Raw genomic sequence first — 22752 nt, 5'->3', positions numbered from 1 at the left:
GACCGGATTGAGGATTTGAGTTCTGCGCATTTTACGCGCCGTCTGAACGCAATCCGTTCGGCCCTTGACGCTGCGACGGACTTTGCATCGGCTGCGCGATCCCTTCTTCAGCTTGCCGCCAAATGGACACCGGATGCGTTAGCAAATCTGCTTGGCGACGGGCTGGAGCTGGCGGCGCTCCATGGCCGTGAAGATGCATTCCGTGATGGTGAGCAAGAGGCGGGGAGCGCGACAGCGCGACAGGGATTAAAGAAACTTCCGAGCTTTGCTGAAGCCGATGTTTTCAATCAGCCGTTCCGCGAGCAGATTGAGTTTCTGCGCCAGAAGCGCGCCAAGCCGACCAAGTCATGGCTTGATGCCATGCGCGGCACTCACGATCGCGCCTTTGTCATTTCGGGTGCCACCGACCTTAATATGATCGCGGATTTCCAGACTGCGATTGCTAACGCTGCCGAGCAAGGCCGGACGTTAGAAGATTTCCGCAATGAGTTTGATCTCCTCGTCTCCCGATATGGCTGGCAATATAAAGGGGAACGCGGCTGGCGCACCCGCGTCATCTTTGAAACCAATCTGCGCACCTCGCATATGGCCGGTCGGCTCAAGCAGATGCGCGACCCGGATGTGCTGAAGCTGCGCCCGTTCTGGGAATATATCCATGGTGATAAACGCCAGCCGAAAATCCCGCGTCCGCAGCATCTGGCATGGCATGGAAAGATTTACCGCCATGATGATCCATGGTGGGTGAAACATTTCCCGCCGAATGGCTGGCTTTGCTCCTGCGGCGTGCGCAGCCTGTCGTATCGCGACCTGACCAAGCGCGGCAAGACTGGTCCCGATCCATCGCCTGAAGAACTTTATGCGCCTGTGATCGACCCCGCGACCGGCAAGCTGATCGAACATCCGCAGGGGATCGATTACGGCTGGGATTATTTGCCGGGTGATTTGTGGGAACGCGGCCTGACGCCGTCCAGCTTGCTGGATGAAGGGAGTGCGCTTCTCGACAATCCGCGCATGGCCGTTGAAATCGACCGACCGGAACCGATTGAGGATTTGTTGCAAAAAGCTGTTCCGCTCGCTTCAAAGCCTTTGAAAGAGGGCTTGAAGGCGGAAGATTACGTGAGCGCCTTTCTGAAACCGTTCGGGGCTTCTATCGGCAGAGCCGTGTTGTTTCAGGATAAGTCCGGCACCAAGCTTCCGATCTCCGATCAGCTCTTCCGTGATCGTTCTGGCGCTTTGAAGGTGTTGAAGGGAGATCGCGCTACGGTCACACCGCTTCTGGCTGAAGCGTTGATGGACCCGGATGAAATCTGGGTTGGCGTCGCCCGCAAAAAGGACCCGGTTTCGCCCGATCTGGAAGAACTTGTCGTTGACCGGCGTTATATTCGCGCTGATCGGAAAACCGGCCTGATGGTGGTTTTCGAGATCGGGGAAAAGCTGTGGGAGGCCATCACGGCTTACAACACGACCGACAAGGCCGGTAATCCCGATCTAAGAACGCTGGATCGACGGCGTGGCGGCAAGCTCGTTTACAAACGACCGGCAAAATAAAAGGCCCGATAAAAAGAAAGGCCAGGGTGATCCGGCCTTGTGTCAGGGAGCTACCATGACCATCACCGGTCCTCGCGTTGCTGACAAACTCAATATAGTGCCCGAACAGGAAAAAGTCCAATGACAGGCATCAGCTACAAAACCACGATTGACGATGCTGATTTGCGCGAGAAGCTGGCCGAGCTGATTGGCAAGATGCAGCGGCCTATCGGCTTCTACAAGAACGTTGGCGAGCGGCTGCTTGAATCGGTCGACAACAATTTCGACAATGAATCGGCTCCCGATGGAACAAGATGGGCACCGTTGTCGCCAGTCACACGAGATAGACGATCACGATTATACGGAAATGCCCCGATGACAATCCTGCGCGCTTCTGGCTACCTGAAGGAAACAATCAATTCAGAGGCAAGCGATACCGAGGTTCGGATTGGATCAGCACTTGCCTACGCCGCCATTCAGCATTTCGGCGGTGAATCGAAGGGCTATATGAAGGGAGCCGTCATTCCGGCCCGGCCTTATCTTGGCATATCGCCCGCCGATGAAGAGGAAATTTTTGCCATTGCCGAAGACTGGCTGACGGTGGAATGACGCCATTGATTTTTCGCGGCACAGAAGCGTAGAAGATGCGCGGACGCCCGGAACTACCGATTTTGGATTTGCCCCGCGTTAGAGGCGCGTTAGAAATCGAATGAAAGGGCATGGCGATGATAGTCTGTGATGCAAATCGTAATCGGACCTTGAAACTCATCGCAACCTGACGCATTGTCGGCTCGCAGGCAGCTTGATGATTGACCGGACATCGCGTCCGGTCATTTTGTTTTCAGCCATCCCGCATTGTCGCTTCAGATCATTTCTGGAGCCGACATGCCGACCGCATCAGCCACAAATCCAACCGCCCGTATTGAGGTCTTCCGCCCCGGCACATTTACGCCGATGGAAGGCGCTGCCATCACCTATACCGCTGCGGACCTGAAGGCGATTGCCGACTGCTACGATCCTGAAACCGCACCCGCACCCTGCGTTGTCGGTCATCCTTCGACCGATGCACCTGCCTACGCGTGGGCCAAGGGCTTTGAATATGACGCCAGCACGGAACGCCTCTATGCGACCGTTGGCGAGATCGAGCCTGCTTTCTCGGAAGCCGTAAAATCTGGCCGCTATAAGAAAGTCAGCCTGTCTTTCTTCCGTCCCGATCATGCGGCGAACCCGGTTCCCGGCACATGGTATCCGAAACATATCGGGTTTCTCGGCGGTGCCGCGCCCGCTGTGTCGGGCCTGAAGAACGTCCAGTTTTCGGCGGCGGATGCTGCCGTCACGGTCAGCGCCGAGTTTGGCGAGCGCGGCTTTGAGGACACCGCCAGCATTTTCCGCATGATGCGCGATTTTCTGATTGAGAAATTCGGTCTGGAGGACGCCGACAAGGCGTTGCCCGCCTATCGCATCGAATGGCTTTCGGAAACCGAGATCGAAAAGCCGTCTGTCCGCCCATCTTTTTCAGCCCAGCCCGAAAACCCGAAAAAGGAGCCTGCACCTGTGACGCAGCCCAGCCAGCAACCCGATCCAGCTTTTGCCGCCCGCGAAGCTGACATTGCCGCCCGTGAAGAGCGCATCAAGAAGCGCGAGCAGGAGGCGCTCCACGCCGACAACGTGTCTTTTGCGGAAAGCCTCGTCAAAGACGGCAAGCTTTTAGCCGCCAGCAAGGACAAGGTGGTTTCGCTGCTCGATGCGCTTCCAGCCGATACCGCTGTTTCTTTTGCTGAAGGCGAAGCCGCCGTTCCGGTTTCAAAGGCCCTGCGCGACATTCTGGCAGCACAGCCGAAGGTCGTTTCGTTCGGCTCGCTCGACTTGCCTGAAGCGCCGGGCGCTGGCGGTGCCGCATCCTTTGCGGCTGACGGCAAGGCAGTTGATCCATCCGACATGCAGCTTCATGCCAAGGCGATTGCCTATCAGAAGGCAAATCCCGGCACCGCCTATCTCGACGCAGTCAGCGCCGTTTCGTAACCGGAGATTTTTGCCATGCAGTTTTTCCATTCCGTCTTCAGCGACACGATTACCGCCACCACGCTTTTCGACGCCTATGACCTTGTCGGTTTCGATGACGGCAAGGTGACGGCGGATGACGCGCCGGTGAAGGCCGTTGCGCTCAATCCGGCAACCGAGGTCGGTCTTGATGTCGCGGGCATGATGATCGGCACCGTTCGTATCCGCGCCAAGGGTGCCATTACCAAGGGTCAGAAGGTCGTTTCAGCCGCCGCCGGTGGCGTGAAAGCCGCCGCCGCCGATTCCGCCAATGCTTTCGCCCGCGCCCTGACCGACGCGGCGGACGGCGAATTCGTCACCATCCTCGTCAAGTAAGGACCATTTGATGTCTAAGGCTCTCAATCAGCGTACCGCTGCCGTTGTCGATCCAATTCTTTCGACGCATGCGCGTGGATATCGCAATTCCACTTTCATTTCCGCCGATCTGTTCCCGCGTGTTTCGATCCCGAACCGCTCCATGCGCACGATCCGTTTCGGCAAGGAAAGCTTCCGTCTGCTCAACACGCGCCGCGCGCCGGGTGCCGACCGCAAGCGCATCCAATACGGCTATGCCGACGATCCTGTCTCGCTCGTACAGGATTCCCTTGAGGCGGTTGTTCCGACCGAACATCAGCAGGAGGCGGAGGCCATTCCCGGCATTGATCTCGCTGCCGGTGCCGTCAACATGGTGCTCGATATCCTCGACCTGACACTTGAGGTCGACAGCGCCAAGCTTGCCCGTGATGCGTCGAAATATGATGCCAATCACAAATTGGCACTGGTTGGCGCTGATCGCTGGACGGACCCGAACTCCGATCCGAAGGCCGATATTGATGCCGCCAAGGAAGCAATTCGCCGTTCGGTCGGGCGCTATCCCAATACGCTGGCGCTCGGCCCGAACGCCGCCAATGCGCTCAAGAACCATCCGAAGATCAAGGAACAGTTCAAATATACGTCGAAGGACAGCATCTCGGTTGAAATGCTTGCCGCATATTTCGACGTGAAGAAGGTGGTTGTGGGCGCGGCGGTCTATCTGCCGGAAACCGCTGACGATAGCGCTCTTGCTAATGATGTCTGGGGCGATGATGCGATCCTCGCCTATGTCCCGGAACAGGGCAACAATTTTCAGGTGCCGAGCTACGCCTACACCTATGAGCTGCTCGGCTATCCGCAGGTCAACAAGCCGTACTTTGAGGATCGCAATGGTTCGTGGATTTATCCCACCACCATTGAGCGCCGCGCCACCATCACCGGGGCCGAGGCTGGTTTCCTGATCCAGAATGCCGGTTCGGCGTCGGCTTGATGGAGGGACACATGGAAGATCGCAAACTTTCCGTCACCCTGACCGGCCCCGCCAAGATCGACGGCGTTAGAGAACCGGCAGGAAAGTCCGTCACCGTCACAACGACGCTCGCGCTTCAGCTTGCTGCCTCCGGCGTCATCAACCCGGACGCGGTTCGGGACGCAGTCTCGGTCGATCTGTCCGACACGCCGCTTGAAAGCGATTTTCAGGAGGCGGTTGAGCGGGCAGCTGAAGAAAAAGCCAAGGCATTGGTTGAAGCTGCCGTCTCGGGTGCAGTCGAGCCTTTGAAAGCGCAAATCACCGAATTGAAAGGTGATCTGTCTGCAATGAAGGCCCGCGCCGAAACCGCTGAAAAGGCGGCTTCCGATCTAGAAACCGATCTGAGCACCGAAAAAAAGGCCAGAGCCGACGCAGACGCTGAATTGGCAACGGCACAGGCGGAACTGGAGAAGCTGACGAAGCCGGACGCCGACCCCGGCAAGGATGACGACGCCAAGCCTGCCAAGCCCACGAAATAAGGTCCGTTCCGAAGTCTCTCAAGCCGGACCTTTCGAGCGGGATGGCATCCATGATCGTTTTCTGGCCATCCCGCTCGTTTCCACACTCACAACGGATTTTGACCAATGCCACGTTTTGTAACGGTTGCAGAATTTACGGAGATGTTCGGACTGGCCGAAGTCTCGCAGATTGCGGGCATTGGCAATCTGAACGACGCTGCCGGTCGCTCGCTTGATACCGTCAAGATTGAGGCGGCGCTGACCTATGCCGAAGATATTCTGATCGGTTATGCCCGCGCCCGCTATGCCGTCATCGAAACCCTTGCGCCCGACACCACGCCTGCGCTTGTTAAAGGTCTGATCGGCGATATCGCCCGTTATCGCCTGCGCGACAAGTCGGGCGGTCAGGGGCAGGTTTCGGAAATCGTCAAGGAACGTCACGATGCGGCGTTAGCCAATATCAAGGCGGTCGCCACTGGCAAGTTTGAACTGCCAATCACAGGCGAGCCGGTGAACGGCGAAGCCGGGTCCAGCCGCGTCGGCGCAATCATCCCGCCTGCGCGTGTTCCCGGTATTCTTCAGGGGTGGCGCTGATGACCGACAATCTGCGTACCGTTCGCCCGCCACTGGTCATTGAACAGATTGAAGACGCGCTTCTTGTTGTCCTGAAGGAGAGCGTTTCCGGTCAGTGCAAGGTTGAGGTCTTTCCGAACGATCCGAAGCAATATGATTTTTCCGGCCTGCCTGCCGCGCTGCTGATCCACTATGCCGGTTCGCGCTATGCGGCTCCGAAAGGCCCAGCCAATACCGCACAAGCCCGCACGATGGAGTTTTCGCTTGTGCTTTTGGTCCGCTCGCTGCGCGGTGAAGGCGGCGCTTACAACCATCTAGAAGATATCCGCCTTGCACTTCAGGGCAGAGCCTTTGCCGGTGCTGGTCCTGCCGTCATGAACCGCGACCAGCTCATGCAGGAAGCCGATGGCGTCTGGCGATGGGAAATCCGCATCGCGCTCCCGATCCCTGCCGTTGCCCGTACCGTCCAGTCACCCGCGCCGCTCATGCGACCGGCATTTTCAACCCTCTAGAGGAGCCAAGCAATGGCAAAGCAGCCACATAGTTCAACAATGGGCCGAAAGTCCTACCGCTATACCGGACCAGTGACGCCGCTCGACATCGAGGGCGAAAAGACCCGGATGCTGTTTCCGGGCGCGTCCTATACCGGCCTGCCGGAAGACCATCCAATCGTTAGCAATCTGATCGCCCGCAAACTGCTGATTGCCGAAACCGGCGCGGCGGAAGTGGTCGGCGGCACACTGTCTGAAGGAGCCTGACCTATGGCTGCAACTTTCCATCACGGCCCGGAGGTCGTTGAGCATAAGGATGGCGTGACCGTCGTTCGCGACGTGAAATCTGCCGTCACCTATGTCAATGGCACGGCTCCTATTCAGGACGTGCATGACACGGCTGAAAAGCGCGCCGACTACATTAACAAGCGCGTTATCATCCGTTCCCGCGCTGAAGCCTCGGCAGCGTTCGGCCAGCACAAGGATGGCTACACCATCCCCGCAGCCCTTGATGCGATTTTCGATCAGGGCGACGGCGGCACCATCATCGTCAACAATGTGTTCGATCCTGACACCCATAAGGAAGACACGACGCCCGACCCGTCCAAGGTGACGACACAGGAAATCAACGGCACGATTTTGCCAACTGGTGAGGCGACCGGGTTTTCCGGCGCTTATGAGTGCTACAACAAATTCGGCTATTTTCCGAAGCTCATCATTGCGCCGGGTTATTCTCCGACCGCCACCGTTCGCACGGAAATGGACGTGGTGGCGAACCGCCTTCATGCAATTTCCATTGCGGATATGCCGCTTGGGCTGACCAAGCAGCAGGCAGTCGAGGCGCGTGGCACGACCGGCAGCGCCAATACTTCCAGCGCCCGCACCGTGTTGACCTATCCGCATGTGGTGATTGAGGACACCACAGGCGCAACCGAAACTCGCCTTGATCCTCTGTCCTCGCGTCTGGCCGGTGTCATCATAGCGACCGACCTTGAACAGGGCTGGCATCATTCGCCGTCCAACCGTGAGATCAAGGGCATTGTTGATCTTGAAGTTCCGATCAATTTCTATCCGTCCGACTACCAGAACGACACCAACTTCCTCAACGAAGCTGGCATCGTCACGGCCATGCGCTCGTTTGCAACAGGCCATCGGACCTTTGGTAACCGCTCGGCAGCGTTCCCGACATCATCCCATGTCGAGAATTTCATTCATGCCCGCCGCATCCTCGACATGTCGCATGAGGCGATCATCTTCTACCTCATGAACTACGTGGATCGGCTCGGCACCCGGCAGAACGTCGAAGCGGCGGAAGAAGGCGTCAACGCCTATCTGCGCTCCAAGATTGGTGATGGCGTCTTCTACGGCGCGACCTTCCGGTTTGACCGCACCAAGAACACCGCCGAGCAGATTGCCGATGGCCGGTTCTTCTACAAGTTCGAGTGCCATCCGACCTCGGTCATGGAGCGCATCACCGTCGATTCCTACGTCGACACGAAATTCATCTCCGACGCGCTTTCGCTCGCGGCCTGACAGGAGGCTTAATCCATGGCACGTAAAATCGGACAGATCACACAGGCCGACTGCTACATCAACGAGGTTGATGTTTGTGGCCGCGTGGCCGAGCTGGACCTTGGCGAGATCGCCCATGCTGAGGTCGAACACCAGACGCTCGGTATGATCGGCATTCTGAAACTGCCCGGTCGCCCGGTGCAGGCGATTGAGGGCAAGATTTCCTTCGAATGGCTGGATGAGGAAGTGTCCCGGGCAATCCTTAACCCAACCAAGGTCCACAAGCTCCAAATCCACTCTTATGTCGATATTTTCGATGGTGAGGGCCTGAACGCGGATCAGTCGCATACGCTGATCACGCATATCGGGTTCCAGATGATGAAGACCGGCGGACGCACGGCGAAGCTTGGCGAAAACCTCGCCCAGGAGCACGACATTTCGATCAGTACATTCAAGCAGGCCGTTTACGGCGGCGATACGCCGATCATCGATTTTGATGCGTGGAACAACATCTATCGCATCAATGGCGAAGACGTCTGGCCGCGTTAATCGCGCGACCAGACCGGACTATTCCTGAAACTTTTCTTTGAGGAAACCATGCGCAAGACAGCAGCTTTTATAAGCGCCTATCTGGTTGGAATGTCGGCCATCATCTGCATGATCGCCGTCTCGCTTTATCCGACACCATCACCAGCCATGCCTTTCAGCAATCCGGTGATGCTGGCTTACAGTCTTACTGACTACGACCATCAGGACATGATGGCGTTTCCAGCGGTGATGACAATCGTGCGGCAGGCAGAAAATGCCAAGCCTTATCATCGTGAAATCCGGGCCGCTTTACCGCTCGCGCCGGAATATGTCGAAAGCCTGAAATCCGACGCACTCAATTTCATTGAAACCCGCCTGCGCTGTTAGCGGCAGCTTTATTCACTGCCAGTCGCGGTAGTAGCGCGGCTGGCTCCCATGATTTCTAACGTTTTGAGAGACACAAATGGCTGAAAAGATCGAACTATCCGGCGTCCGCGCCAAACTGAAGGCCCATAAGGATGCCAATGCAGGCGAGCGCACAGTAACATTGAGCGAAAGCGGCATTTCCTGCACGGTGCCGAACTTTATCAACCACGGCCTCTGGATGAAGGCGCAGCGCGTTGCCAAGGGTGACACGCCAAAGGCGCAGGCGGCTTTCGTCTGCGAAGTTGTCCGCTTTGAAGGCGAAAAGCTCACACTGACCGATCTGGCTGAGCTTGTTCCCGCTGGCGATACGCTCCAGCTCATCGGTGAAGTGTTCGGCGGCAAGGATGACAACGCCGAGGGGGAGTCGGGAAACGTTCTGAACTAACCCTATCGCATCCTGCTCAACATATCTTCCTTATTGAAAAGGGATGGGATCATGATAGGTTGCAGGCCATGGACGTTGAAGAGTTTCTGTTCTGGTATGAAGAAACAGTAGAACTCGAAGAGGCAAAGGCCGAAGCTATTCGGAAAGCCACTGCCGACAAGTGACCGGACATCATGTCCGTTCATTTTAAATCGTAGATAATGCGACCTCTGGTGGGTATTCCGACCGGAGGTTTTTTTATGCGCTTTGCGATGATTTTTGAGGGCATCGACCGCGCTACCAAGGTCATGAACAAGATCATGGCTGCGGAAAAGAAAACTGCTGCTGCTGTTAAGGCTGGTTCAAAGGCTACGCAGTCAGCCGCCGATAACGCCACCAAAGCCACCCAGAAACAGACATCAGCCCTTGGCAAGCTCGGTTCCGTTGCGCGTGGCGCTTACAATGGTGTTGTCGCCGGTGCGCGTGCTGCCGGTCGGGCGACAGTCGCGCTGCATAAGCAGACAGTGGCGCTTGGGAAGAGCGGTTTCAAACAGATTGAGTCTGGTGCGAGAAAGACATTTCGTGGGATGGCAGTTGCTGCGGGATTAGCAGCGACTGCCGTTGGTGGTTCTGCACTAGCAGCGGGTCAGTTGCTCGATACGGCAAAGCAATTTGAAAGCTATCGGATTCAGCTTGAAACGCTGGAAGGCTCGTCCGAAAAAGGCAAAAAGGCGCTCGATTGGATCACAGAGTTTGCTGTGAAGACGCCTCTTGAACTCGATCAGGTTGTGGAAGCTTACCGCAACCTGAAAACATTTGGTCTTGATCCGACCGATGGCACTTTGATGTCTTTGGTCGATACTATGGCTGCGACCGGCAAAGGGTCCGAGCAGTTAGAGGGCTTGACGCTCGCCGTTGGTCAGGCTTGGACAAAGCAGAAGCTTCAAGGTGAAGAAGCGCTCCAGTTGCTGGAACGCGGCGTACCCGTCTGGGACATCCTTTCCAAAAAGTACAAGAAAAATGCCGCTGAACTTCAAGAAATGGCTTCGAAGGGCGAGCTGGGTCGTGATGCTATTCGTTACCTTGTCGAAGAAATGGGACGCCGCAGCGCCGGAGCGTCAGATAAGATGTCGAAAACATGGGAAGGTATGACTTCCAACCTTTCGGATATCTGGCTCCAATTCAAGCTTGCCGTAATGGATGCTGGGCTTTTTGAATGGATGAAAAGCAAGCTTCAGCTTGTTCTCGATACCGTCAATTCGATGGCAGATGACGGCACTTTGCAACAGTGGGCCGAATATATCAGCACTCGTCTTACTCAAATTCTGAACGCGGCTTGGCAATTTGCTGTCCGGGTCTATGGCGTCCTCCAGCAACTTGGCACTTATCTGGTTGCAGCAAAGGATTATGTCGGTTCGTGGGAGCGGCTTGCAGCCATTCTGGGTGCGTTAGCATTTGCGCCGGTCCTGATCTCGACGGCGGCTGGCATCGTTCAGATCGCGATGGGCATCACCATGTTGAGCGCGGCCCTGATGGCAAACCCGATTGTGCTTCTCATCATGGCTATCGTCGCCGCTGCCGCTGCGATCTATATCTATTGGGGGCCGATCAAGGAATTCTTCATCGGTCTTTGGAATTCGATAGCAGCCGGTGCGTCGGCGCTTTGGGAAAAGCTGAAAAGCCTGCTCGGCTTTGACCCGCTATCGGTTTTGAAAACAGCCTTTTCGTGGTCCCCTATAGGTCTGGTCATTCAGAATTGGGGCAGCATCCAGTCCACCATTCAGGGTTTTATCGGCACCATTCCGGGCATTGTGACCGGCGCGTGGGATTTGGTGAAAACCGCTTTCTCGTGGACGCCTGCCGGTATGATCATCCAGAATTGGGGCAGCATCCAGTCCACCATTCAGGGTTTTATCAGCGCCATTCCGGGCATTGTGACCGGCGCGTGGGATTTGGTGAAAACCGCGTTCTCATGGACGCCTACCGGTTTGATCATCCAGAACTGGGACGGCATTTCCGGCGCGGTATCGGCTGCGGTGCAAAATGCGTTTCAGGCTGTTGATGGCGTATGGACCTCAATCAAGTCGATTTTCGATTGGGTGCCGACTGAAACGATCACCACAGCATGGGCTGGAATTTCTGACACCATCGGCGGTTTGATCGACGGGGCGACGGCGCGTGTTGCCAGTGCATGGAACAAGGTGAAGTCTGTTTTCACCTTCAGCGGCGGCGATACGGAAGCCAATATCAGCGTGACTGATCCCGCCACCATTCAGGCGGCACAGATGGCGACCGCAGCGCTCAAAACCGATATGCAGGCAGTTGCCGCTATCGACACTGCAACGGCCATGGGCAAGCTTGCGGCGCTGGAAACCTCGGCGCAACAGGTTAGCGCATCGGTCACATCATCCATCCGGCAGGCAGAGGCCTTCCTGAATAATGTCAGCTTCTATAATCAGGGTGTCGCCCTGATGGACACCATGGCGGCAGGCATCCGCGCGCGGGCGGCGGTGGTGACGGCGGAAATCCAGAAGATGGCGCAGGCCGTCCGTGACCACCTGCCATCGTCTCCGGCCAAGGTCGGGCCGCTGTCCGACATCCACAAGCTGAAATTTGCCGAAACCATCGCCTCGTCGATCCGGCCCGCGCCGATGGTCAGGGCGATGCGTGGCGCGGCAGCGGCCACACTCGCCGCCGCCAGCATTTCCGGCGCTACCGTTCCGGTTTCCGCGCAGCCGGTCGCCGGTGCTGCCGTGCGCTCGGAAGTAGCCGCGCGCAGCCAGTCCGCCTCAATCGCCCAGTCGCAGTCGGGTGGCGGCGTGCATATCGAGTACAAGCCTACGCTAAGCCTGTCGGGCGATGCACAGACCGCGAAGGCCGATCTCAAGAAAGAGCTTTCCAGCCATGCTCGTCACATCGCCAAGCTTGTTGACGAAGAGCGGCGCAAAAGCAATCGGAGGAAGCCTTGATGAAACGCCATCGGAATATGCGGCATGCTTTGGATGTGTTTCAGGAAGAGAGTAGCTGGGTGTGTGAAACGTGTCCCACCATGCTGGAAGAAGGTCAGGAGCGCTATTGCCGTTCATGCCAATCCTATTGGGAGGGCGCTTGCCTCCATTATGAATTGGAGCGGGAGATCGCGCCTTGATTTATCTTCTCGGCAGCATCCCATTAGGAATTGCGCCGCTCACCGGCCCGACCGCGCATTCCTATGAGCGGGTGGCGACCTTTGCGCAGCATGGTCCCACGCGCGGCAAACCCGTCTTGCAGGAGATTGGCGAAGAACTGGACCGGAAAGAATTCGCCTTTTTCTTTTCCGAGGAATTCTGCACGCCCGCTGTGGAACTGGCAAAGCTGGAAGCTGCCTTCGCGCTGAAATCACCAATGCCTCTGGTTCTCGGCAACGGTGTCTTTAACGGCAAACGCTATGTAGTGGACAGCCTTTCCATCACCATTGTCAAAACCAGTCTGGTCGGCGTTCCGGTACGGATTGAGGCAACAATCACGCTTCTTGAAGACCCGATTGCCGGGGGCTTGTTCTCGCTCATTACTTCCATCGCCAAATCCCGCGCCCCGGCCATTTCCAAGGGTGCTGCTCAAAATCCGCAGGTGAAGAAATGAGTACGAAACTGACCGGCGACTATTTTGATCATGTGACCGCGACCGGCGACCGCTGGGACTTGCTTGCCTATCGTTATTATGGCGACCAGTACAAGCAGACGGTGCTGATCGAAGCCAATCGCGATCTCTTCCTTGATGCGCTAGCCGTGCCGCCGCTTGTTCTGCCGCACGGCATCACGCTCAAAATCCCGGTGATTGCCGAGGAGGCCAGCAATACAGACCTGTTGCCGCCGTGGAAACGCAACAATCCTGTTTATGGAGCCTGATATGGATGAACGACTGATTTCCACTCTTAGGTTGCTGGCCTTTTTAGCAGGAAGCGTTGTCGCTGCTATTGCAGCGATGATCGTGTTGCTCTTGATTTCGATCTTTCGTGACATTGGCTTGCCTACAGCTTTCACCATCCAGTTCGTGGCCGGATTGCTCGGCGGCGCTTGGTCGATCTGGAAATTTGCCTGATGGCGACGAAACCCTATTTCTCGCTGATCTATCAGGGCGTCGATATTTCGTCCGAAATGGACCCGCAGACCACGTCGATCAGCTATACCGACAAGCACCATGGCGAGGTGGATGAGATCGAAGTTGAGGTGCAGGACAAGGATGGCCGCTGGAAGGGCGAATGGTGTCCCGAACCCGGCGACGTGATGAACCTCACTATCTTCGACGGCAAAGGCGGCGTTTTGCCGTGTGGCGACTTTGAAATGGATGAGCCGGAAGCGTCGGGCAGTCGTGATGGCGACATTATGACCATTCGCGGTCTTGCTGCGCCAATTTCGAAGCCGCTGCGCACCGAAAAGACCCGCGCCTTTGAAAAGCAGTCTTTGCGCGCCATTGTCAGCAAAGTGACCGGCGAAAATGGCCTGTCGCTGGAAGGCGATATTGAGAATCTCAATTTCGAGCGCGTGACCCAGCGCCGGGAGCGGGATCTCGAGTTTCTAACGCGGCTGGCCGAGGACACGGGGCATTATTTCACGGTCAAGGGCAAGCGGGCAATCTTCACCTCGTTTAAGTCAGTCGATGGCCGCGCCGCAGCGCTCGCGATCAGCCATACCCAGATCGGCTCGATGCTTCTGGACTATCGCCTGAAATTCCAGACTGCCGAGACCTATTCGAAGGCAAACGTCAGCTATCTGGATGCCAATAAGAAAGAGCCGATCAAGTCAGAGGAAGAGGACGCCCAGGTCAAGACCGGCGACACCCTCAAAATCTCTGGCGAGCGCACGGAAAGCCCTGCCAATGCCAAGGCGCTCGCGAAATCGCGCCTGCATTTCAAGAACCGCAAAAGCCGCTCCGGCTCGATCTCACTTGTGGGCGATGTTCGTGTTCTGGCGGGCGTCACGGTCGATATGACCGATTTCGGGAAGTATTCCGGCAAGTACCTGATCGACACATCCACCCACCGAATGAGCCGGGACGGCTATACATCAGAAGCGGAGATTATCGATGCGCGCGGGAAATGAATTTAGCTCCAACAGTTCAAACAAGCGCGGGATCGTGGTTGATCGCGATCCGACGAAGATGCGGGTCAAGGTCCAGTTCGTGGATGAGGATGAAACGGTTTCCTTCTGGGTCGACGTGCTGGCAAAATCGTCCGGCAAGACCAAAAGCTTCCTGATGCCGGATGTTGACGACGAGGTATGGTGCGCTGTCGATATGAAGGGCGAAGACGGCTGCGTCATCGGCTCCAAATATAATGACAAGGACGCGCCGCCCTTCAGCGGCAATGACGATATGGGTGCGACCTTTCCGGGTGGCTCCATCCATATTGACCGCGAAACGGGCGCGATCACCATCAACACTTCCGGTGAGATTTCTATCACCGGCGCAAGCGGACACCTGAAATAATGCCGCGTATCGTTCGTCTTGGTGACACATCCTCCCACGGCGGCACGGTGATTTCGTCCGCTTCGAAATGGCAGTGCGAAGGCGCGTTGATTGCCCGGAAAGGCGATCTGCATTCCTGTCCGATTCCCGGCCATGGGGTGACGGCCATTGTTTCAGGGTCTGGGAAATATCAATGCGAAGGCGCACCGATCGCGCGTGAAGGAGATACATGCGGATGCGGCGCGGCTTTGATCTCTGGCGCGTCGAAGTGGGAATGCTAATAGCCAGACTTGCCATTGCCGGTTATTCCGGCTATTTTTGACACACCTTCAGCAATGACCGGACATCATGTCCGGTCATTTTTGTATGAGCCGCCCGATAGCTTGGCGGCATGATCGACAAAGACAAAATCCGCCATCGTCACTGGTCCTTGAAGGTTAGCCGCATCGACCCGGAAACGGGCATTGCCGACGACACCTACGGCGCTATCGTCACCGCCATTGACGATCTCAATCAGTCGATTGCCAACATCATCATGACGCCGAAGCGTTCGGTTCCGACCGAGCCGGAAAAGGGCTGCGATGTGGAAGGCGCAATCGACAAGCATCCCGATATAGGCATTCCGCTTCTGACCCGCGAAATCTGGGACGCGCTCACGATCTGGGAGCCGCGCATCGTGGTCGAGAAGGTCGAAGTGGTCTTGGCGCAGTTCTCGCATTTCAGGACGCGGGTATTCTGGCGTCCGGTCGAAAGCGTTATTGCCGATCAATATGTGACGGAGGTTCAGTATAATGGCTGATCCCGTCAAAAGGACGCTTGAACAGCTTCGCGCCAATGGTGCGCCTGATTTCTTCGAGCGCGATCCATCCAAGCTTAAAGCGCTCTTTAAACAGGCTTTTGAAGAGGTTTCAGGCCGTACACTTTATCCGGCACAGACGGAAATGTTTTTGATCGAAGTCGCCAGTTATGCGCTTGCGATCCTGCATGAGGCGGCGCAGACGGCCACACTTCAGAATACTGCCGTTTTTGCGGACGGCGTTCATCTGGAAAATCGCGGCACCAATGTTTCCACCTTCCGGCTTCTGGCGCAGCCCGCCACGACCGATATCCGCTTTGAACTGACACAGGTTCGCCTGATCGACGTTGCGGTTCCGAAAGGCACCCGCGTGGCTTCCGGCACGGCTGTCATCTTCGCCACCGATGCCGATCTGATCATTCCGGCCGGAATGGCGGCAGGCGTCGTTCGCGCAACGGCGCAGACGCCGGGAGCCGCATTTAACGGTCTCGGCGTGGGCGCGGTTTCTGATCTGCTTGATCCGGTTGCCTATGTCGCCAGCGCCCGCAATGTCACCACCATTGCGGGCGGTACGGATGATGAGGAGCTGGAGCGGTTCCGCCTTCGCGTGGTCAATGCGCTGTTCACGATTGCCAAGACCGGGCCGCGCAACGGTTATCGCGAACACGCCATGGCCGTCGATCCCGAAATTGTCGATGTTGCTCCCATCCGCCCGGAGCCGGGATACATTCACATCTATCCGCTCATGAAGACAGGCCAGCCAAGTGCAGCCTTAAAGGATGCGGTGCTTGCCTATCTCGACCCAGAAACGCTGCGCGCCATGGGCGATTATGTCACCATCCATGATCCTGTCCGCGTTGGCTTCAGCTTCACACTGACCGTCCGGTCACTGGAAGCGATTCTCGGTCTGGAAGATTTGGTGCGAGCGACGGCGGAAGCCGCCTTTCATCCATGGACGCAGGAGCTTGGCGCACAGGTCGCGCCTTCGGTTATCATTGCTGCGGTCAAGGCGCTTTCCGGCGTCTCCGATGTTGATCTTGACGGACTGGAGTTCACCGATCTGCCGGAAACCCATTATGCCGGACTGGATGAACTGACAATCGTTCTGGAGGTCCGGGCGAATGTCTGATCCGTTCATCCCGCTTGAGCTTGTGCCTCCGGGTGTCAATGACCGGCGTTCGCGTGATTTCGTCAGCGCATTGAGTGCGGTTCTGGCCGACTTCAAACCATCGGCCTTGATGATTCAGGATGCAGCCACGGTTCCGGCATCACTTCTGCCGACCATGATTGTTGAAGCTGGCCTGTCAGAGTTCGTATCGGCCAACATGCGTGAGGATTTGCTACGTTCGCTGATCAGTCATGCGCCGGAAATTCATGCTCGCACTGGCACTGTGCGCGGTGTCAAGCTGGCGTTAGAAGCTATTGGTATTTCGGCGCGCTGGACACAGTGGTGGCAAGAAGAGCCAAAGGCGCACCACAACACGCACAAGATCGTGCTGTTTCTATCGGATACGGTCATTAACGGTCATGCGCCGCTTGATCTTGCCAATCAGCGGGCGGCGGCTCGTGTCATCAATGCCACCAAGCGCTGGAGCCAAGACATCGCCATCCAGTACGGCTTGCGCGGTATCTCTAACGTTTATGCCGGGGCTGCATCTCGGCGTGGCCGGACCGTGCGTATCAACGCGCCACAGCTTGGCTCCGACGATTTTATCATTCCATCCTATGCGGGAACCGGCGCTCGCGCTGTTCGTGAAATCCGCATCAACGCTTTGTCCACTTCCGGGGTCTAACCATGGCGCAGAACTATTTTTCTATCGTCACCAACAAGGGCCGTAACAAGCTGGCCTTAAGTGCTGCCGGTGGCGCAGCTGTTACAATCACCCACTTTGCTATCGGTGACGGCAATGGTGCCGAGGTTAATCCGACCGCTGCCAGTACCGCACTCGTTAGAGAAGTCTGGCGAACGCCGGTTGAAAGCGTGGTGATTGATCCGCTCAATCCGTCTGCCGTTCTGGTTACATCCATCATCCCGACCACTGCCGGTGGCTGGTGGATGCGCGAATTCGGTATTTTTGACGTAGTTGGCGATATGGTTGCGGTCGCAAAGCCGGTTTCGCAATACAAGCCGACAGCGCTGGAAGGGCAGCTTGAAGATATTCGCTATGAATTCCAGATCATCATTGGCGAAACAGCCAATGTGACCATGCTCGTTGATCCATCTGTGTTGCTGGCTAGCCGTGCTTGGGTCGAAAGCCGAAAAGTGCCGGTAGCACAGCTTTCTCTAACGCCATGGGTGCCGGTCAAGTCCATGACATTGACTGCGCCGCCTACCAACCCAACTGCTTGGGATACGTATCTTATTCCGGCAGGTGCCACGAGTGTTTGGAACGGCCACGCGCAGAAGCTTGCCGAGTGGAACGGCCAAACTTGGAATATTATAACCCCTCAGAATGGTCACGGCATCAGTCTTCCTGACGGTCGGGTATTCGAGCGCGTGAACGGCGTCTATGTCGAAAAAATAGCACTCGATAGTCAGTCTGGAAAATGGAACTATGCCACTGCCAGTGGAACGGCAAATTCAGTCGTATCTAACCTTGATCCTGCGCCACAGTCTTTAGGTTTTGGCTTTTGGCTGAGACTTAAAATCACGGCTACGAATACGATGGCGGTTACACTCAATGTCAACGCTCTTGGTGCGAAGCCGGTTTTGCGTATTGATGGGGCGGCTCTGATTGAAGGTGATCTGAGCAATGGTGATATTGCAGAGCTGGTCTATGACGGAAATGCGTGGCGCTTGGTTTCTTATTGTAGATCTCTGTTGCCGCGACCGCTTGGAAGTAACCAGACGTTTTTTGTTCGCCCGGATGGAAACGATACCAACAACGGATTGGCAAACACGTCTGGATCTGCATTCAAGACACTCGAAGGCGCGTGGGCGGCTGTTTCTACGCGTTATGCCCCGAGTGATAAATATGCAATCATCTTTCAGCTCGCTCCGGGTACTTATGAAGGGGCGATGTTCAGCGGCTATTCCGGCAGTGTTATCGTCATCGGCAATGCGTCTGATCGCGGTTCTTACAAGATTGTGGAACCTGCTGGCAAAAACTTCTGCGTCAGCGCCAATCAGGGCAAGGTGGAATATCGCGGTGTTACCATCCGTTCACAGAGTTCCGCAGGTACTCAAGTGCTTATGGTCTGGGCGGCGAGCACGGTTTCCGTCACACTGACCGACTGCCGTATTGAGGTGCCTATAAGCAATTCAAACCTGTCGATCGTCTATGCTTCATCTGGCGCAATTGTTGATGTGCGGGGAAGTATTGAGATTTCTGGCGGAAACGGTCGTTCTGATATTTCTGCTGTCATCAGCACAGAGAGTGGCGCGTTGTTTTCAGGCGGATTGTATGCCGCGCCCGTGACCTGGACGATTTACAATCTTGGCTGCCAGCAAGCGTGGGCGAATGCAGACAGCCTGTCATTCCAATCATGGCTTGCGGTGACATTCTCAAAAATAGGCTCACAGTTTGCTGGACGCCGTTTCAACGCCACAAAAAATGCTGTCATTACCACTGGTGGCGGGGGAGAGAATTTTTTCCCCGGCGATCAGGGCGGTAGCATTGATGCCGGAGGAGTATACCTATGATCTTCAACCCTCGAAACTGGTATTGGAAGGCGGACGACGGGCGTATTTTTTCTTCGGCCCGGTGTAGCCTCATTAAGACGAACGACGCAGCGTTTACAACTTGGCTTAAAACACCGTTCTTGCCAACGCGCTGGCCAGAGGATGCGCTAGGGCAACAGACAGATGCGGAACTCGCAAAGGTGTTGTTGCCCCACGGTATCATCATGGGTGGATTGGAAGTCGTCAAGCAGTCTCTTAAAACCGAGATTGATACCGCTGCCGAAACTGAGCGCCTGAAATACATTACGCCCGGCTACGGACAGGCCATGACCTATCAGCAGAAGGTTGCTGAGGCGCAGGCGTTCAAGGCTGCATCCAATCAGCAAGCCGCAGAGTACCCGATCCTGTCATCAGAAGTCGGGATTACTGCAGAAACGCTGGCCGAGGCCGCAGACACTGTCCTTGCCGCGTTTGCACAGTGGCAGCAAATCGGCGCAATGATCGAAAGCATTCGCCTTGGTGCCAAGCGCGACATCGATGCGGCGGAAGATGAAGCCGCAGCTCGCACTATCGTAGATGCCATTGTCTGGCCGTCAGCGCAGGTGCAGGCATGAAGCGGGGCGAAGTCTTTGAGGCCAAGGACGGTTCGCTTCATAAAGACTTGGATCGGGCTTACGCCAGTGAGCTTCATGCCATGCTGCCGAAATCGATAGCCAATCCAAACGCCAAGGTTCTCGACTGGAACGATTGCCTGCGGATTTTTGAGCAGGTCGAGACTATTGCGCCATTGTGCATAACCTACCTAGAAAAACGAGGCCAAAAATGAGCGACGATATTACCAGCGAAGCCCAAACCATTGCTGTCGGCCAGTTGCGCGCTTTCATCGAACGTATTGAGCGTCTGGAAGACGAGAAGAGAACCATTGGTGACGACATCAAAGAAGTCTACGCCGAGTTAAAAGGCAGCGGCTTCGACAGCAAAGTCGTTCGCACCATCATTAGCCTGCGCAAGAAAGAGGACCATGAGCGTCAGGAAGAGGAAGCCATGCTTCAGCTCTATATGGACGCGTTAGGAATGGGATGACGGACGGCCACGTTAATTCGTGGCGGCGGGCCTATCCAGCAAGATGTAACCCGCCCGACAGCACCTGAAGATAACCGTCGCATCCGGCCCTTTCGGGCAAGCGGCTTGTGACAGATTCTTCGAGACACGTACATATGAACCTTCTATCGAACTTCACCGCCGTTGATCCTGTTTCGCCACCTGCCGCCTATATCGGGGGCAAACGTCAGCTTGCACGGCTGATCGGGGATCGCATCGCGGCAGTGCCGCATTCCTTATATGCAGAGCCGTTCGTCGGCATGGGCGGTGTGTTCTTCCGACGCACCTTCGCACCACGGGCCGAGTTCATCAATGACCGATCCGGCGACGTGGTGAACCTGTTTCGCATCCTTCAGCGCCACTATCCGCAGTTCATGGATACGCTGCGTTTCCAGATCACCAGCCGTCGCGAGTTTGAACGCCTGAAGGCAAGCGATCCGGCCACGCTCACCGATCTGGAACGCGCAGCGCGGTTCCTTTATCTCCAGCGCCTGACCTTTGGCGGCAAGGTCGCTGGCCGTTCGTTCGGTGTGAATCGGGATACCGGCTCGCGCTTCAATCTGACCACACTCGCGCCCTTGCTTCAGGACGTGCATGAGCGCCTTGCATCTGTGGTGATTGAGAACCTCGACTGGCAAGTGTTCATTGATCGGTACGACCGGCCAGAAACGCTGTTCTATCTTGATCCGCCTTATTGGGGGACGGAAGACTATTACGGCAAAGAACTCTTCAGCCGGGATCAATACGAGGTCATGGCCGAGCGCCTTGCTCGCCTGTCAGGCCGGTTCATTCTGTCGATCAATGATGTGCCGGAAATCCGTTCGATCTTTTCCGCATTCAGGATTGAGAACGTGGCGCTGACCTATACGGCAGGTGGCGGCAAGGGAAAGCCAGTGCGGGAAGTGATAATCAGCAATTGAGAATGATCGGTTCGGCGTTAGCGGATTTATCTTTTTGTGCCAAAGCTAACGCCGGTCTGTGCCAAAGGTAGCGCCGCGCCACACTTTCTGCTCCTGACCTTCAGGCATTGCCAGTTGAACATGATCGAGAGCGATGATTTGCATGAATGTGCCGACGTTAAATAATGACGCGCACAACATAAAGCGCATCGATAGCCAGTCAAGCTATAGGCATTTGACACAGATGTCTGGAGAGGGAGAACGATGGTAGCGGAGGAGGGATTCGAACCCCCGACACAAGGATTATGATTCCTCTGCTCTAACCTACTGAGCTACTCCGCCACGCGTCGCTTTACAGAGACAACTTCATGATCGCCGTTTCCGGTGGGACAAATCGTTGTTCCTGCAAGGAATGGCGGCGGTATATGTGCGGAATGAAATGCTGTCAAGCACTCTTCGCATAGCTTTCGTCTTGTTTTCTATCATTTGCACCGATAAGGAACTTGGCATCAGCAAAGGCATAGTTTTATGGCACCTCGTATTGCGGTTTTGGGTTGCGGCTATTGGGGCGGCAATCACATTCGTACCCTGAAGAGCCTCGGTGCCCTTCAGGCGGTCTCGGACTCAAGGGCAGAACAGGCGGAACGCCTCGCGACCGAGTTCAATGTTCCGAGCATTCCCGTCGATGAATTGTTCACGCGTCCAGACATTGATGGCATCGTTCTGGCGCTGCCAGCGCAGTTTCATTCACAATATGCCATTCAGGCAGTGAAAAACGGCAAGGACGTTCTGGTCGAAAAGCCGATTGCGCTCGACATTCCGGCTGCAGAAGCCGAAGTGGAAGCTGCCCGCGAAAACGGTCGCGTGTTCATGGTTGGCCATGTGCTGCGTTTCCACCCGGCCTTCGAGAAGCTCCTCGACATGGTGAAAAGCGGTGAGCTCGGCGACATTCGCTATGTGCATTCGCATCGCGTCGGGTTCGGCAAGTTCCACAACGAGTTCGATGCCCTGTGGGATCTTGCGCCGCACGATCTTTCGATGATCCTGGCTATCACCGGGGAGGAACCGAGCGCGGTTCGCGGAGAGGGTGTTGCGACGCTCGATCATCTCACAGACATCGCCCATCTTCATCTCGATTTTCCGAATGGCATCCGCGGCCACCTGTTTGCGTCGCGCCTGAATGCTTATCGTGAACGCCGCCTGACCGTTACCGGCACAAAGGGCATGGCTGTCTTCGATGACGGCGAGCCATGGGATCGCAAGCTTGCGCTCTACAGCCATGAAGTCTGGCGGGAAAACGACCAGTGGTCTTTCAAATCCGTCGAGCCTGTCTATATCCCGGTTGAGGAAGGCATGCCGCTGACACGCGAATTGCAGCATTTCCTGCATTGCATCGAGACGCGCGAAAAGCCGCGTACCGATGGCAAGGAAGCAATCAGTGTGCTGCGTATCCTCACGGAAGGCACTGTCCGGCACCCGCGCTAAAGGGGAGCCGTGCGATCCGCGTCAACTGCGTCAAGCGGTGTTACAGGAATCGCAAAACTTTGAACGCTCTGGCCATAGCGGGGCAGGGCGCAAGCGAATAAATAGGTTGCCGAGGATTCGCATATCCATTTGTGCGGGCCAGA

The 22752-nt window shown here is 56.2% G+C and carries 29 protein-coding genes and 1 tRNA gene; 29 read left to right on the top strand and 1 reads right to left on the bottom strand.

Annotated elements, in window-relative coordinates:
• Positions 1-15 precede the first annotated feature (15 nt).
• The 28 genes from KWJ32_RS14245 (at position 16) to KWJ32_RS14110 (ending at position 21145) form a co-directional block, all read left to right on the top strand.
• Positions 16-1548, top strand: coding sequence for a PBECR2 nuclease fold domain-containing protein (locus tag KWJ32_RS14245; protein WP_256886013.1), 1533 nt, complete (start codon positions 16-18; stop codon positions 1546-1548).
• Between the two features lie 120 nt (positions 1549-1668).
• A complete protein-coding gene (locus KWJ32_RS14240) occupies positions 1669-2136 on the top strand; it encodes a phage virion morphogenesis protein (protein WP_076781175.1) in 468 nt (155 codons plus the stop codon).
• A gap of 276 nt (positions 2137-2412) precedes the next feature.
• Positions 2413-3549: a hypothetical protein gene (locus KWJ32_RS14235; protein ID WP_256886012.1), complete on the top strand. Its 1137-nt coding sequence runs from the start codon at positions 2413-2415 to the stop codon at positions 3547-3549.
• A 15-nt stretch (positions 3550-3564) separates the two neighbouring features.
• Positions 3565-3903, top strand: a complete 339-nt coding sequence (locus tag KWJ32_RS14230) for a capsid cement protein (protein WP_154144428.1) — start codon at positions 3565-3567, stop codon at positions 3901-3903.
• 10 nt (positions 3904-3913) lie between these two features.
• The gene (locus KWJ32_RS14225) at positions 3914-4870 is read left to right on the top strand and encodes a major capsid protein (protein ID WP_256886011.1); all 957 of its coding nucleotides are present in this window, start codon (positions 3914-3916) and stop codon (positions 4868-4870) included.
• Positions 4871-4881: 11 nt separating this feature from the next.
• A complete protein-coding gene (locus KWJ32_RS14220; RefSeq protein WP_256886010.1) occupies positions 4882-5388 on the top strand; it encodes a hypothetical protein in 507 nt (168 codons plus the stop codon).
• 105 nt (positions 5389-5493) lie between these two features.
• Complete coding sequence (locus KWJ32_RS14215) at positions 5494-5961, top strand: phage protein Gp36 family protein (protein ID WP_256886009.1); 468 nt, start codon at positions 5494-5496, stop codon at positions 5959-5961.
• A complete protein-coding gene (locus KWJ32_RS14210; RefSeq protein ID WP_235972487.1) occupies positions 5961-6452 on the top strand; it encodes a Gp37 family protein in 492 nt (163 codons plus the stop codon). Before KWJ32_RS14215 ends, KWJ32_RS14210 begins: the two co-directional genes overlap by 1 nt.
• 12 nt (positions 6453-6464) lie before the next feature.
• Entirely contained in the window at positions 6465-6698 is a 234-nt protein-coding gene (locus tag KWJ32_RS14205) for a hypothetical protein (protein ID WP_076781180.1), read from the top strand.
• A 3-nt stretch (positions 6699-6701) separates the two neighbouring features.
• The gene (locus KWJ32_RS14200; RefSeq protein WP_256886008.1) at positions 6702-7964 is read left to right on the top strand and encodes a phage tail sheath subtilisin-like domain-containing protein; all 1263 of its coding nucleotides are present in this window, start codon (positions 6702-6704) and stop codon (positions 7962-7964) included.
• Positions 7965-7979: 15 nt separating this feature from the next.
• Positions 7980-8492, top strand: coding sequence for a phage major tail tube protein (locus KWJ32_RS14195; RefSeq protein ID WP_256886007.1), 513 nt, complete (start codon positions 7980-7982; stop codon positions 8490-8492).
• Positions 8493-8540: 48 nt separating this feature from the next.
• Entirely contained in the window at positions 8541-8858 is a 318-nt protein-coding gene (locus KWJ32_RS14190; RefSeq protein ID WP_256886006.1) for a hypothetical protein, read from the top strand.
• 76 nt (positions 8859-8934) lie between these two features.
• Entirely contained in the window at positions 8935-9282 is a 348-nt protein-coding gene (locus KWJ32_RS14185; protein ID WP_171380168.1) for a hypothetical protein, read from the top strand.
• A 239-nt stretch (positions 9283-9521) separates the two neighbouring features.
• Positions 9522-12230: a tape measure protein gene (locus KWJ32_RS14180; RefSeq protein WP_256886005.1), complete on the top strand. Its 2709-nt coding sequence runs from the start codon at positions 9522-9524 to the stop codon at positions 12228-12230.
• Between the two features lie 175 nt (positions 12231-12405).
• Positions 12406-12882, top strand: coding sequence for a phage tail protein (locus KWJ32_RS14175; protein WP_256886004.1), 477 nt, complete (start codon positions 12406-12408; stop codon positions 12880-12882).
• Complete coding sequence (locus KWJ32_RS14170) at positions 12879-13148, top strand: tail protein X (protein ID WP_025200312.1); 270 nt, start codon at positions 12879-12881, stop codon at positions 13146-13148. The genes KWJ32_RS14175 and KWJ32_RS14170 overlap by 4 nt, the downstream gene beginning before the upstream one ends.
• Position 13149: 1 nt before the next feature.
• Positions 13150-13341, top strand: coding sequence for a hypothetical protein (locus tag KWJ32_RS14165; RefSeq protein WP_134789780.1), 192 nt, complete (start codon positions 13150-13152; stop codon positions 13339-13341).
• A complete protein-coding gene (locus tag KWJ32_RS14160) occupies positions 13341-14342 on the top strand; it encodes a contractile injection system protein, VgrG/Pvc8 family (protein WP_256886003.1) in 1002 nt (333 codons plus the stop codon). The genes KWJ32_RS14165 and KWJ32_RS14160 overlap by 1 nt, the downstream gene beginning before the upstream one ends.
• Positions 14326-14727: a phage baseplate assembly protein V gene (locus KWJ32_RS14155; protein WP_256886002.1), complete on the top strand. Its 402-nt coding sequence runs from the start codon at positions 14326-14328 to the stop codon at positions 14725-14727. Before KWJ32_RS14160 ends, KWJ32_RS14155 begins: the two co-directional genes overlap by 17 nt.
• Positions 14727-14987 carry a PAAR domain-containing protein gene (locus KWJ32_RS14150; RefSeq protein WP_256886001.1) on the top strand — a complete coding sequence of 87 codons (261 nt, stop codon included), beginning with the start codon at positions 14727-14729 and terminating at the stop codon, positions 14985-14987. The genes KWJ32_RS14155 and KWJ32_RS14150 overlap by 1 nt, the downstream gene beginning before the upstream one ends.
• Before the next feature lie 110 nt (positions 14988-15097).
• The gene (locus KWJ32_RS14145) at positions 15098-15505 is read left to right on the top strand and encodes a GPW/gp25 family protein (protein ID WP_256886000.1); all 408 of its coding nucleotides are present in this window, start codon (positions 15098-15100) and stop codon (positions 15503-15505) included.
• Positions 15498-16631: a baseplate J/gp47 family protein gene (locus KWJ32_RS14140; RefSeq protein WP_256885999.1), complete on the top strand. Its 1134-nt coding sequence runs from the start codon at positions 15498-15500 to the stop codon at positions 16629-16631. Before KWJ32_RS14145 ends, KWJ32_RS14140 begins: the two co-directional genes overlap by 8 nt.
• Complete coding sequence (locus KWJ32_RS14135; protein WP_256885998.1) at positions 16624-17295, top strand: phage tail protein I; 672 nt, start codon at positions 16624-16626, stop codon at positions 17293-17295. Before KWJ32_RS14140 ends, KWJ32_RS14135 begins: the two co-directional genes overlap by 8 nt.
• Before the next feature lie 2 nt (positions 17296-17297).
• The gene (locus tag KWJ32_RS14130) at positions 17298-19145 is read left to right on the top strand and encodes a phage tail protein (RefSeq protein WP_256885997.1); all 1848 of its coding nucleotides are present in this window, start codon (positions 17298-17300) and stop codon (positions 19143-19145) included.
• Positions 19142-19738, top strand: coding sequence for a hypothetical protein (locus KWJ32_RS14125; protein ID WP_256885996.1), 597 nt, complete (start codon positions 19142-19144; stop codon positions 19736-19738). Before KWJ32_RS14130 ends, KWJ32_RS14125 begins: the two co-directional genes overlap by 4 nt.
• A complete protein-coding gene (locus KWJ32_RS14120) occupies positions 19735-19950 on the top strand; it encodes a hypothetical protein (protein WP_256885995.1) in 216 nt (71 codons plus the stop codon). Before KWJ32_RS14125 ends, KWJ32_RS14120 begins: the two co-directional genes overlap by 4 nt.
• Entirely contained in the window at positions 19947-20207 is a 261-nt protein-coding gene (locus KWJ32_RS14115) for a DUF2312 domain-containing protein (protein ID WP_256885994.1), read from the top strand. The genes KWJ32_RS14120 and KWJ32_RS14115 overlap by 4 nt, the downstream gene beginning before the upstream one ends.
• A gap of 134 nt (positions 20208-20341) precedes the next feature.
• A complete protein-coding gene (locus tag KWJ32_RS14110) occupies positions 20342-21145 on the top strand; it encodes a DNA adenine methylase (protein WP_256885993.1) in 804 nt (267 codons plus the stop codon).
• 244 nt (positions 21146-21389) lie between these two features.
• Here the strand turns inward: KWJ32_RS14110 and KWJ32_RS14105 are convergent.
• Positions 21390-21466, bottom strand: a tRNA-Met gene (locus KWJ32_RS14105).
• 186 nt (positions 21467-21652) lie between these two features.
• Here KWJ32_RS14105 and KWJ32_RS14100 point away from each other — a divergent pair.
• Entirely contained in the window at positions 21653-22609 is a 957-nt protein-coding gene (locus KWJ32_RS14100) for a Gfo/Idh/MocA family oxidoreductase (protein ID WP_012091618.1), read from the top strand.
• Positions 22610-22752: the final 143 nt, after the last annotated feature.

Source organism: Ochrobactrum sp. BTU2, assembly GCF_024539785.1.
In the GTDB taxonomy this organism is placed as follows: Bacteria; Pseudomonadota; Alphaproteobacteria; order Rhizobiales; family Rhizobiaceae; genus Brucella; species Brucella anthropi.
The sequence above is the reverse complement of the archived record's forward strand: the minus strand, read 5'-3'. Positions and strand labels throughout refer to the sequence as shown.